This window comes from Bacillus paramobilis (assembly GCF_038096195.1).
Lineage (GTDB): Bacteria > Bacillota > Bacilli > Bacillales > Bacillaceae_G > Bacillus_A > Bacillus_A mobilis.
This window is the reverse complement of record NZ_CP151108.1, coordinates 3,145,951-3,157,952: the sequence shown is the minus strand read 5'-3', so window position 1 is coordinate 3,157,952 and position 12,002 is coordinate 3,145,951. Positions and strand designations below refer to the sequence as shown.

Here is a 12,002-nt window from a genome sequence, read left to right as displayed (position 1 = left end):
ACGTATGACGATGAAATCGTTTATGTTTAAAGGGATTTTTCATATGTAATCGAATACTTATAATTAGACATTTTTAGCATGAAAAATTTGTATGAATAAGAGGAGGGGTGTCAGAATCAAAAGATTAGTAGAAGTTTATCTATAAAATTTAGAATTTTCAGTCTAAAGGAGGGGTATAATTGGAGCTAGTTATTATATTATTAGCACTTAGTTTACTAATGTTTGTAGCATATAGAGGGTTTTCTGTTATTTTATTTGCACCGATATTTGCATTATTTGCGGTATTTTTGACAGAGCCTAGTTTTGTATTACCTTTCTTTTCGAATATCTTTATGGAGAAAATGGTAGGTTTTATTAAACTATATTTCCCTGTATTTTTACTTGGGGCAATATTTGGGAAAGTAGTTGAAATGTCAGGAATTGCAGACTCGATTGCAAAGACAATTATAGAGTTAGTTGGTGAAAAACGTACGATTTTAGCGATTGTATTAATGGGTGCGATTTTAACGTATAGTGGTGTTAGTGTGTACGTAGTAGTGTTTGCTGTATATCCGTTCGCAGCTAAGCTGTTTCGACAAGCGAATATCCCGAAGCGTTTAATCCCTGGAACGATTGTACTTGGAGCAGTCACGTTTACAATGGATGCGCTACCTGGATCACCACAAATTCAAAACGTAATACCTACAACATTTTTTAAAACGGACATTTATGCTGCGCCGATACTTGGTATTGTAGGGGCAATTTTTGTACTTACGTTAGGTTTACTATACTTAGAGAGTAGACGTAAGAAGGCGAAGTCAGCAGGAGAAGGGTATTTTGGTTTTAACGATGGGGATACTGAAACAGCAGCTTCTTTGCAAGTAGAACAAAAAGATATGCCGTTACTTAAAAGTATTGAAATTACAAGAATTCAGCAAGTGATTGCTTTTATACCACTTATTTTAGTAGGTGTAATGAATAAGGTGTTTACTATTATGATACCGAAGTGGTACCCAAATGGTTTTGATTTTTCTACAATTGGTATGAAAACATTTGGAAAAGTAGAATTAAGTGCAGTAGTTGGAATTTGGTCAGTAGAATTGGCACTTATTATAGGTATAGTAACTACGTTATTATTATATTGGAAACGAGTAGTAACAGGATTTCAAGCTGGATTGAATACAAGTATTGGTGGAGCGCTACTTGCAACGATGAATACAGGAGCTGAGTTTGGATTCGGTGGTGTCATCGCGGCACTTCCAGGCTTCGCAATTATGAGAGATGGTATTTCTGCCACATTCACAAATCCTCTAGTGAATGGAGCGGTCACGACGAATATTTTAGCAGGTATTACAGGCTCTGCATCAGGAGGAATGGGAATTGTTTTAAGTGCGATGGGAGATAAGTTTATTGCAGCGGCCAATCAATTTGATATTCCATTAGAAGTGATGCATCGTATTGTGTCAATGGCATCAGGAGGAATGGATACATTACCGCATAACGGGGCTATTATTACTATTCTTACAGTGACAGGTTTAACACATAAACAGTCATATAAAGATATTTTTGCTATTACAGTTTTGAAAACGGTTGCTGTGTTTTTAGTTATTGCATTCTATACTGTAACAGGAATTTATTAAGCCGATATTTTATAAACTAAAACATTAATTAGGGTAAGAAGGGGTGGAGTACTTGCAAGAAGTTGCTGAGTTCCGTATGCCGAAGTCTGTATTATATGGAAGAAATTCGCTTGAAAAGCTGGGGGAACAATCTAAGAAGTTGGGGAAAAGAGCGTTTATAGTTACGGATACAATTATGGAGGATTTAGGATATGTTGAGAGGTGTATACAACAACTAAATACGAAAGGTATAACTGTTATTACATATAATAAAGTAAATGCTGAGCCTACAAATATACACGTGTTAGAAGCGTTAACACTTTGTAAAGAAGGAAAGTGTGATTTTATTATCGGTATTGGTGGTGGAAGTTGTATAGATGCAGCGAAAGCAGTTGCGGTGTTATATACAAATGGTGGAGAAGTGGAAGATTATGTCCAAAAAGATATGGAAATAGACAATGATCCGCTACCACTAATTGCAATCCCAACAACTTCTGGTACTGGATCGGAAGTAACAAGTGTAGCAGTAATTACGAATAAACGAACAGATGTAAAAATGATGATGAAGCATCCAAATTTCACCCCGCAAGTAGCGATTATTGACCCAATTCTAACACGTTCGGTACCACCGCATATTACAGCAGCAACAGGGATAGATGCATTATGTCATGCAGTCGAAGCATATATTTCTAAAGTTTCACAATCACTTACCGATGTACTTGCACTTTCCGCAATTGAAAGTATTATGAAATATTTACGTATTGCATATGAAGATGGAGAGAATATGGAGGCAAGAGAAGCGATGATGATTGCGTCCTTACAAGCTGGAATCGCATTTTCAAATGCATCTGTTACGCTAGTTCATGGAATGTCCAGACCAGTAGGGGCGTTATTTCATGTACCACATGGTATATCAAATGCAATACTATTACCTACAGTTTTAGAATATACAAAAGTTAGTGCAGTAAAAAGACTAGCGAAAATTGGACGTTGTTTAAATAAAGATTTGTATTCCTATCGTGATGAAGAAGTAGCAGACTACACGCTGAGGGAAATAAAAAAACTTTGTTTTGATCTCCGAATTCCAAACTTAAAAGAATACGGAATTGGTGAAGTTGAATTTGAAAAGGCTATTTCTAAAATGGCATCAGATGCAATTGAAAGTGGAAGTCCAGCAAATAATCCACGTGTGCCATCATATGATGAAATTAAACAGTTGTATCGAGAGTGTTTCCATTATCAATATGAAGATTCTATAAAAACATTAGAAAAATAATTTCAGAATATTCTTATAAAATTTCCTTGGAAATAGTTAAAACAAGACTTTATATTATAAACGTAAAGTCTTGTTTTATTGTGTATAATATACATAATAAAATGTTATGATTAGCTAAAGAAAATAGTCAAAGGTAGGTGTTATGTAATGAAAACAATAGGTTTAATTGGTGGTATGAGTTGGGAATCAACTTCTGAATATTATCGAATCATAAATGGAGAAATAAAAGAGAGATTAGGAGGGTTACATTCGGCAAAATGTATGATTAATAGTGTGGACTTTGAAGAGATTGAACGATTCCAGTCTAACGGAGATTGGAATGGAGCAGGAGAATTATTAGGAAATGCAGCATATTCGTTACAAAAGGGAGGAGCCGATTTTATAATTATTTGCACAAATACAATGCATAAAGTAATTGAGAAAATAAAGGAGAATATTCATATTCCAGTCTTACATATCGCTGATGCAACTGCAAAAGAAATTAAAAAGAAAGATATTCAAAAGGTTGGTTTACTTGGAACTAAATATACAATGGAGCAAGACTTTTATAAATTACGCATAGAGGAAAATCATATAAAAGTAATGGTTCCATCAAAAAAGGATAGAGATAAGGTAAACGAAGTAATATATACAGAATTATGTTTAGGAAAGATAACATCTCCATCTAGGGAGTATTATAAAAGAGTTATAGAAGAGCTAGTACAAGAGGGGGCACAAGGAATCATATTAGGTTGTACAGAAATAGGATTATTAATAAAGCAGGAAGACGTATCAGTTCCGATATTCGACACAACTCATATACATGCAGTTGAAGCAGTTAATTTTGCTTTACAAAATAGAGTATAATTATATTATGTAACCTAGTTCGTGTTTGTGGAAAACATTCTGAAAATACTTTATAATGTAAGTGGTTACATTCAAGGGGGAATGCGTATGTTTTCAGTTCAGCCAATCGCATTTGTACATAATGAAAGAAAGGAAATAAAAGACGATGAATGGGGAGAAGTAAGATCCTATATTACTTTAACTGAAATGTATACAGAAGAAAGTATACAAGGGATTGAAAAATTTTCTCACATTGAAGTTGTTTTTTACTTTCATAAAGTAGCTGATGAACAAATTCAATATTTTGCTAGACATCCTAGAAATAATCAAGATTATCCTAAAGTAGGCATTTTTGCACAGCGCGGGAAAAATCGTCCGAATCGCATAGGAGCCACAATTGTAAAGGTGATCAAAAGAGAAGGTAAATCAATTATGGTTGAGGGGTTAGATGCTATTGATGGCACCCCTATATTGGATATAAAGCCGATAATGAAAGAGTTTATGCCGAAAGAAGAAATTGTACAGCCTAAATGGGCAACGGATATAATGAGACAGTATTGGAAGGGGAATGGAGTAAAATGAGAATATATGAGGCAACAATTGCAGACTTAGATGGACTAGCATCAATTTTTAATAATTATCGTATGTTTTATAGACAAGATTCCGATATAGAAGGAGCAAAAGTATTTTTACGAAATCGAATCGAGAGAAAAGAATCCATTATTTTCGTGGCAGTTGAAGACGGTGAATATATTGGATTCACACAATTATATCCATCATTTTCTTCCATTTCGATGAAAGAATTATGGATATTAAATGATCTGTTTGTACAGGCCACTAAGCGCGGAGCAGGAACAGGTAAAAAATTACTAGAAGCTGCTAAAGAATTTGCCTTAGAAAATGGTGCAAAAGGTGTAAAATTACAAACAGAGATTGATAATTTATCAGCACAGCGATTATACGCTGAAAATGGTTATTTGAGAGATAATCGTTATTTCCATTATGAATTAACATTTTAAAAAAATATAAAATGAAAAGAGACGTTTTCATTGTGAAAACGTCTCTTTTTATTTGTATTATAGTTGATTTAAAACCCAATTTGTAGCATCTTCAAAGTTTTCTGCAATGTAGTTCGGCTCAATATGTGCCCATTTGTGACGGTACGTATGTAAAGCATCATGTCCAGCGCCTGTTCGAACTAATATCGTCGTCGCATGTACAGTTGCTCCTGCAACAATATCAGTCCAGCGATCACCAATTACAGCGCATTTGGTTAAATCAAGCCCATATTTTTCGGCTGCTTGCAGCAGCATACCTGTACTGGGTTTGCGGCATTCACAACCATCACCGTGTTTATGAGGACATACGTAAATATCATCAAAGCCGAACCCTTTTAATTCTTGTGCAAAATCAGCAACAGTCGCTATCCCGTCTGCGATACCTGGCTGGTTTGTGAAAGAGAAAATTTTTATATTACGAGATTTTAGTTTTTGCAGAGCTGCTTTTGTAAAAGGAAATAATGTAAAAGATCCAGGATAATGTATTGTAGTGTCACCGCCAATTGTACCGTCACGATCAATAAAAATAGCTTCGATGTTTGTCATAGTTTTAGTCCTTTCTATTTATAAGTATTTTAAAAATGTTTTACAAATCGATATCCATTCACTTCATATCCTAATTTTTTATAAAAAGGATGTGCTTCTACTCTTTTTGTTCCACTAACTAGCCATGTACCAATACAATTATGTTTTTTGGCTAATTGTTCTGCATAATCCATTAATACTTGTCCAATGCCTTTTCGTCGTATTGTAGAATCAACGCTAATAATTGAAATTTCCCCATAACGAGTTATATCTTCTAAATTTTCACGTATACGAAACCCAAGTAATCCGTATATAGTGTCTTCTTCTTCATAAACATATAAAAAATCAAAAGGACTCATTTTTACGAATCGCAATCGGTTGTTCATATCTTCATAGGAAATAGAGGAACCTTTTAATTCTTTTGTTAAAGAACAAAGTGCATCTATATCGTCTATCGTAGCTTCGCGAATTTGAAAAGACATATAATTCACTCCAATAAAATGTAATCAAACATTAAATATTCTGTTAAAAAATATTTATTCCTGCTATGAAAATAAATATTTTTTAATGATATATAGATAGTTATATGTTATTCTTTTCCTTGATTGTATTGGAAATGGAAAGAAGGGGAATGTATGTTAGACGTGAATATCCGCTCTGCCGGATATGATATAGGGGAAAAGACAATTCATGATATTGCTTTTTCAATTAAAAAAGGTGAATTAGTTGCACTTATTGGTGCGAATGGTGCTGGGAAGAGTACGACGATTAAAACGATGCTCGGTTTACTTGTAAATATGAATGGTGAAATATCATTCGGTGAAAAAAAGAACCCTTATGCATATGTGCCGGAGCATCCGACATATTATGATTATTTAACGCTATGGGAACATATTGAATTATTAATGGCTGCTCGTGAGAATGAGGGCGGAAGCTGGGAAAGGAAAGCTGAAGAATTATTACATATGTTTCGAATGGATAAACATAAACATGAGTATTTATCAAAGTTTTCAAAAGGCATGAAACAAAAATCAATGCTCATTTTGGCATTTTTAACTGAACCGGATTTTTATATCATTGATGAACCTTTTATCGGTTTAGATCCAGTAGCTACGAAAGAGTTTTTAAGTTATTTATATAAAGAGAAAGAACGCGGCGCAGGTATATTACTTTGTACGCACGTATTAGACACAGCTGAAAGAATTTGTGAGAGATTTTTACTCATTTCACAAGGTACATTAGTCGCAGATGGACATTTAGAAGCAATCCAAACGTTAGCGGAAATGCCAGGGAGTTCATTATTAGACTGCTTTGATGTAATCGTAAGGCGTGAACAACATGATTAAACAACAATTTTATAAAAGATTGCGTTATGAAGTGAGGCGTAAATGGAAGTCCATACGTTCTATAACTGATTGGACAGTTGCGCTATATATTATTATTCCTGCACTTATATTTATAGGAATTTATTATCGTTCACTATGGATAGAAGAATTATCGATGGAAGAGACAGTTTATTTCGGATTAGGTCTATTCGCATTTTATGTGATTACATATTCAAGAGGAGTTCGTTCATTTTTTGAACAAGCGGATAGTTTATTTTTAATTTCGTATCCCGCTCACATGCAAAAGTTAATCCAGTATGGCATGACATATACGTTTATTCGAATAGCGATAACGAATGTAATAGTAGTAGTTGCTATGTTACCAGTGTTGATGAAAGGTATCGGAGTGACGAAGATACAAGTCGTATTATTTTGGCTGTTTTTTACTGTATTTCGATTTCTGTTGTCGCTATTAACGAGATTTATTCATGTACGTGTGGGGAAACGATGGCTACTATGGATTATAAAAAATGTAATGTTTTCTATAAGTTTAACCTTTTTTGGAGTGAGTCTGCTTCTTATTTATAAAAATCCATTTTATTCTATACTAAGTATCGGTCTAGCAGTTTTACTAATTATCGTATTGATAAAAGAAAAATTGAATTATAAAAATTGCTTTTTTAAAGAAGTTGAGAAAGAGAAAGAAGAAAGTATGCGCTGGACAAGTGGGATTATGCAAGTTGGTGGTCATACAGCTAAACCGAGTAGTTCGAATAAAAAACCGTGGATGTTTCCGCGTTCTAAAAAGTTTTTAGGGAAGAAAAAGGAATCTCGTATTGTTGAATCCTTTTTAAAAGAATTTTTCCGTACAAGTAGTGCACGAATATTCTATATTCAAATTCTATGTATAAGCACTGTCAGTATTATTATGAGTCCGAGATGGATTGCAGCTATTATTCTTGCATTTACTTTAGTTGCAATTTCTCGTTATGCGCGCGATTATTGGAATGAATTTACGAAAAAAATGTTTCTTCATTTATATTGTGATGAAGGAAAATTACTATTGTTAAGATGGAAGGCAGATCGCTATTTATTACTTCCAGTACTACTTTTGTATGGAATAGTTATCCTTTCTCATTTTTATTTATTACCAGCTGTAATTGCCGGGGTTATTTTTATAATATGGATTGGTTGGATTGTATTTTTACCATAGAAAAAGAGCCGCTAAACGGCTCTTTTTCTAATCTGTCACACATTGATAAAGAAAATATACTAAAACGAGTATGCTTGCGGCGGAATACATGACGTCTAAAGTCATCGGATTGCCTCCTCATTGTTGTTGTACTTATATTGTATGAAATCTTACAATTTCATATTCAAGTGAAAAATATGTGAACGTTAACAAAATTGTAAAGTGCAAAAATTACAATCATTTTGTATAATAGAAGGAACAACCGTTTTATAAAACATAATGAGTGAAAGGGGAGGGAACATACATGCCAAATTGGTTTAGAAAAACCTTAGTCGCATTAATTACCGTATTTACATTTGGTTTAGTGACGCCTCCTTCCATATTGCTTGATAATGCCAAAGCTGCGGACAAGCCTACGAGCACAGCTGGGCAACAAAATTTGGAGAGTACGTCCTATACATATGAAGAAACGAATGACAGGTTAACCACTGATACTTTTATTACGTACGCAATGCAAGAAGCAGAGAAGCAGTCGATGCAAAAGTTTGGCACTAAAATTGGTCCAGTAATTGAAGATGAGTTTAAAGATGTAATATTACCGAAAATTGAAGAGGCAATTGCTGAGCTTGCAAGTGATGTGCCAGAGGAGTCATTGCAATCATTAGCGATTTCTCAAAGGCCAGCTGGCGGAAATAATGAAAAGATTTTTCATGTGTATGACACGAAATCAGGAAATGACTTATTGCGATTTCATGTAAGAAGAGATCATCCACCGCAAGATGGTTATTATTTTAATTTCCACTATCACCGTTTTGATGATGGGTACTCTGGACACCATGAATTAGGAAATATTTATTGGAATACGAATGTACCGCCAAAGTGGCTTTCTTAAAAAGAACAAGAGAAAATCTTGTTCTTTTTTATGTATATAGAAGGGTAAGACAACTACGGTGTTGAATAAGATAGGTTTAGAAAAAGAAGCAAAGGGAGTATGGGAATGCAAAAGTATATTGTTTTTGACTTTGATGGCACATTAGTAGATTCACAAAATATATTTGTACCAATTTATAATCAACTTGCTGAAAAGCACGGATATAAAACGGTAAGGGAAGAAGAAATTGAGTATTTACGTAAATTAACGATGCCAGAGCGATGTAAACAACTCGATGTACCACTGTATAAACTACCGATATTAGCACTTGAGTTTTATAAATTGTATCAACCTGCTATAAAAGATCTTATTTTGTTCCATGGGATGAAGGATGTATTAGATGAACTACATAAAAAAGGTTACGGGATTGCAGTCATATCATCGAACTCAGAAGAGCATATTCGGGCATTTTTACACAATAATGATATAGAAAATATTCAAGAAGTGTATTGTTCAAAAAATTTGTTCGGGAAAGATAAAATGATAAAAAGGTTTTTAAAATCCAAAAAGATAACAGAGAAAGATATGTTATACGTTGGTGACGAACAGCGAGATGTAGCAGCATGTAAAAAGGCTGGGGTGAACGTAATTTGGGTATCTTGGGGGTATGATGTTATTGAAACAGTGAAAAAAGATGCACCAGATTATATGGTCAATACACCGATGGAAATTGTGCAAGTAGTGCAAGGGGCATATTCTTAATATGAATACACTTCGTGCAGGCATTCATCATTATTGAATTTTGGGTAGCAAATTAGAGGAGTCCATTTCTTTTTATGATTTGTTATTTTCCATAATTGGATGAAGAAAGGTAAATATAGTATCATATAGTACGAGAGAAAGTGAAATATGTTTTAAAGAAGTAGACGAGGAAATCGTAAGGACGTTATGGCCTAGATAACAAGCTATTAATAGAGAAGTAGCGTATAGACCAAATGTAGAAATGTAAGGGGAATAAAAATGAAAACAATTACAGCATGTCAAAATAATATACAAATAATAAAAGATGCAGCGAATATTGAAGAAATTTCTAAAGGTTTCTCTCCTGATAAGAAATATATAGTTACGACAATTGATAATGAAAAATATTTGTTACGGATTGGCGATATACAAGAGTATGAAAGAAGGAAAATAGAATTTCAAATTTTAAATGAAATGGTAAAACGTAACGTACAGGCACAAAGGCCGATTGAAATAGGTGTATTGGAAGAAGAAGGTGTATATAGTATTTTCTCATATATAGAAGGGGAAGATGCGAAGAAGCTATTGCCTACGTATTCACCAAAAGAACAATATGAGATTGGTATAGAGGCAGGAAAAGATTTAGCAAAAATGCATACATATGAAGCTTCTAAGGATATTCTTCCATGGTATGAAAGAGCAATGAAAAAACACCAAAAATATGTAGAGGCATATAAAACATGTGGAATAAAAATAAAAAATGATGATAAAATCATAAAGTTTATAGATGAAAATGAAAAATATTTAAAGAACCGCCCAAATCGATTTCAACACGATGATTTTCATTTAGAAAATATAATTGTGCGAGATGGGAAATATGTAGGTGTTGTTGATTTTAATGGCTATGACTGGGGCGACCCACTTCATGATTTCGTAAAGATTGCACTATTTGCAAGAGACATTAGTATTCCGTATTCAATCGGACAAATAGAAGGCTACTTTAATGGGAAAATACCAGAGGAGTTCTGGAATTTATATGCGGTATATGTTGGCATGACGGTTTTCTCATCAGTTGTCTGGTCATTACGAGCAGCACCACATATGTTAGATGATACGTTAGAACGCCTTACTATCGTTTTAGAGGATCATAAAAACTTTGAGTTATTAAAGCCAATTTGGTTTCAACCAGAAAAGATTGATATGAAATAGAAAAGGTAGGTGTGATTCACATCTACCTTTATTTTTTACCATTCTTCGTTTTGAAGCAGTTGTAATGCTAACTTTACATCTATATCTTCTTGTATATGTTCCGGAGTCCATGGGATATGTATATGTGGTTGTATACCAATTCCGGACATTCCTTCGCCTTTATCTATAATAGAAAGCCGTGAAGTAGGGTAATAAAGAGCGAATGTATCAGCCCATTTCATTACCGCTAAATTAGAATAATCATTTAAACCAGCAGTAGGACGACCTATTACTTTTACTTTCGATGATTTTTTTGCAACTTCTACAAAAGAATCACCAGAACTTCCGCATGTAACATCTGTTAATATCACTACTCTAGTAGGTGATTTTCTTCCGTGTATTGTTAATGATTGAAGTTCTTTTGGTAATTCAGAAGGATCAAATGTAACGAACCCTTTTTTATAATTCTTTTTTAAATCTTGAATAAATATATCTGTGAATATTTTGGAAAGTTCGTCTAAAGAATCATAATCTTCCATTTCGATGTCTTTCATACGTAAATGAAAGTTTCGTTCCGTATGATTTAATTGCATTATATCTGAAGAATCGAAAAGGGAAATCTCTTTGTCTTTGAATATGTAAGGAAGTAATTTAAAAAATGCATCATCACTTCCACCACGATTCAAACGCACATCAATAATTAAATTGGGAAAAGAATTTAGCTCATTTTTGTGTGAGTCTAATAATTTATTAATAGCTTCAGTGTTTGCGAAATCTGTCAAAGTAATTAAAAGTGTATCTTTATTATGCTGTTTAAATGAATGAATAGGCGTGTATTCATTTTGTTTATACTTTTGTAAAGTAATTGTTTGAGTCAATCCATCTTCATCTATAAGTGTACAATTTGACGATTTTAATAAAACATAATCCCATTTTTCTCGTTCATATGTAGCCTCATTTAAATACTTCTTATATTTTATTAATAGCTCAGGAATTTTCATATTATCTAATGCTAGTATAGACTGTCCTTTTTTCACTCTTACTTCGTGTGAAGTGGATGTAATATATAGGCGATCTTCGTATCTTTTCACTTGGAAGCCAACACTGTTAAGAGGTTGATTGTTAGAGTACATTTTGAAAAACATATGATTATCTTTAAAGTCTAGTAAGTAATCACGTACAATTTCAGTGAAATGAACTGGTGTCAGTTCTCCGTGTTTCTCTAATTTCTCGATTGTCTGTAAATAAGTAGTAGGATCGTCACATCCTTTTTTATCAATACAACCGGAATAATCGTGATGAGTAATCGAAACAACTTCTTTGAAAATTTCTGTGTACACAGCTTTTCCTCCAGATAATTTAATTAGTTAAATAATAGAATTCTGTATCCTTTACGTATTATC

Annotated in this window: 13 protein-coding genes and 1 pseudogene; 11 read left to right on the top strand and 3 right to left on the bottom strand. The window is 33.5% G+C overall.

Features of this window, described 5'->3' with window-relative positions:
• The first annotated feature begins 179 nt into the window (after window positions 1-179).
• From AABL52_RS16200 to AABL52_RS16180, 5 genes are all read left to right on the top strand, one after another.
• Window positions 180-1,619 carry a GntP family permease gene (locus AABL52_RS16200; RefSeq protein WP_098259058.1) on the top strand — a complete coding sequence of 480 codons (1,440 nt, stop codon included), beginning with the start codon at window positions 180-182 and terminating at the stop codon, window positions 1,617-1,619.
• Window positions 1,620-1,671: 52 nt separating this feature from the next.
• The gene (gene eutG, locus AABL52_RS16195) at window positions 1,672-2,874 is read left to right on the top strand and encodes an alcohol dehydrogenase EutG (protein ID WP_001158509.1); all 1,203 of its coding nucleotides are present in this window, start codon (window positions 1,672-1,674) and stop codon (window positions 2,872-2,874) included.
• 147 nt (window positions 2,875-3,021) lie between these two features.
• Window positions 3,022-3,720, top strand: a complete 699-nt coding sequence (locus AABL52_RS16190; RefSeq protein WP_000848584.1) for an aspartate/glutamate racemase family protein — start codon at window positions 3,022-3,024, stop codon at window positions 3,718-3,720.
• Between the two features lie 87 nt (window positions 3,721-3,807).
• Window positions 3,808-4,281 (top strand): SAM-dependent methyltransferase, encoded by a 474-nt coding sequence (locus tag AABL52_RS16185; protein ID WP_341517932.1) that lies wholly within the window; start codon window positions 3,808-3,810, stop codon window positions 4,279-4,281.
• A complete protein-coding gene (locus AABL52_RS16180) occupies window positions 4,278-4,718 on the top strand; it encodes a GNAT family N-acetyltransferase (protein ID WP_097844607.1) in 441 nt (146 codons plus the stop codon). Before AABL52_RS16185 ends, AABL52_RS16180 begins: the two co-directional genes overlap by 4 nt.
• Before the next feature lie 57 nt (window positions 4,719-4,775).
• On the opposite strand, the gene AABL52_RS16175 is transcribed toward AABL52_RS16180, so the two are convergent.
• Together AABL52_RS16175 and AABL52_RS16170 are read right to left on the bottom strand one after the other, a co-directional pair.
• On the bottom strand, window positions 4,776-5,303 hold the full coding sequence (locus tag AABL52_RS16175) for an HAD-IIIA family hydrolase (protein WP_000181714.1): 528 nt from the start codon (window positions 5,301-5,303) through the stop codon (window positions 4,776-4,778).
• A gap of 29 nt (window positions 5,304-5,332) precedes the next feature.
• Window positions 5,333-5,764 (bottom strand): GNAT family N-acetyltransferase, encoded by a 432-nt coding sequence (locus tag AABL52_RS16170; RefSeq protein ID WP_000009787.1) that lies wholly within the window; start codon window positions 5,762-5,764, stop codon window positions 5,333-5,335.
• Between the two features lie 153 nt (window positions 5,765-5,917).
• Between AABL52_RS16170 and AABL52_RS16165 the strand changes: the two genes are divergently transcribed.
• From AABL52_RS16165 to AABL52_RS16145, 6 genes and pseudogenes are all read left to right on the top strand, one after another.
• Window positions 5,918-6,628: an ABC transporter ATP-binding protein gene (locus tag AABL52_RS16165; protein WP_341517931.1), complete on the top strand. Its 711-nt coding sequence runs from the start codon at window positions 5,918-5,920 to the stop codon at window positions 6,626-6,628.
• Window positions 6,621-7,820 (top strand): ABC transporter permease, encoded by a 1,200-nt coding sequence (locus AABL52_RS16160; protein ID WP_341517930.1) that lies wholly within the window; start codon window positions 6,621-6,623, stop codon window positions 7,818-7,820. The genes AABL52_RS16165 and AABL52_RS16160 overlap by 8 nt, the downstream gene beginning before the upstream one ends.
• A 283-nt stretch (window positions 7,821-8,103) precedes the next feature.
• Window positions 8,104-8,691, top strand: a complete 588-nt coding sequence (locus AABL52_RS16155) for a YpjP family protein (protein ID WP_001134419.1) — start codon at window positions 8,104-8,106, stop codon at window positions 8,689-8,691.
• Window positions 8,692-8,796: 105 nt separating this feature from the next.
• Window positions 8,797-9,432: an HAD family hydrolase gene (locus tag AABL52_RS16150; RefSeq protein ID WP_001174998.1), complete on the top strand. Its 636-nt coding sequence runs from the start codon at window positions 8,797-8,799 to the stop codon at window positions 9,430-9,432.
• 1 nt (window position 9,433) lies between these two features.
• Window positions 9,434-9,628 (top strand): annotated as a pseudogene (locus AABL52_RS27150) (VOC family protein); the annotation flags it as partial.
• A 62-nt stretch (window positions 9,629-9,690) separates the two neighbouring features.
• On the top strand, window positions 9,691-10,620 hold the full coding sequence (locus AABL52_RS16145) for an aminoglycoside phosphotransferase family protein (RefSeq protein ID WP_000849643.1): 930 nt from the start codon (window positions 9,691-9,693) through the stop codon (window positions 10,618-10,620).
• A 35-nt stretch (window positions 10,621-10,655) separates the two neighbouring features.
• On the opposite strand, the gene AABL52_RS16140 is transcribed toward AABL52_RS16145, so the two are convergent.
• Complete coding sequence (locus tag AABL52_RS16140) at window positions 10,656-11,939, bottom strand: S41 family peptidase (RefSeq protein WP_341517929.1); 1,284 nt, start codon at window positions 11,937-11,939, stop codon at window positions 10,656-10,658.
• Between the last annotated feature and the right edge of the window lie 63 nt (window positions 11,940-12,002).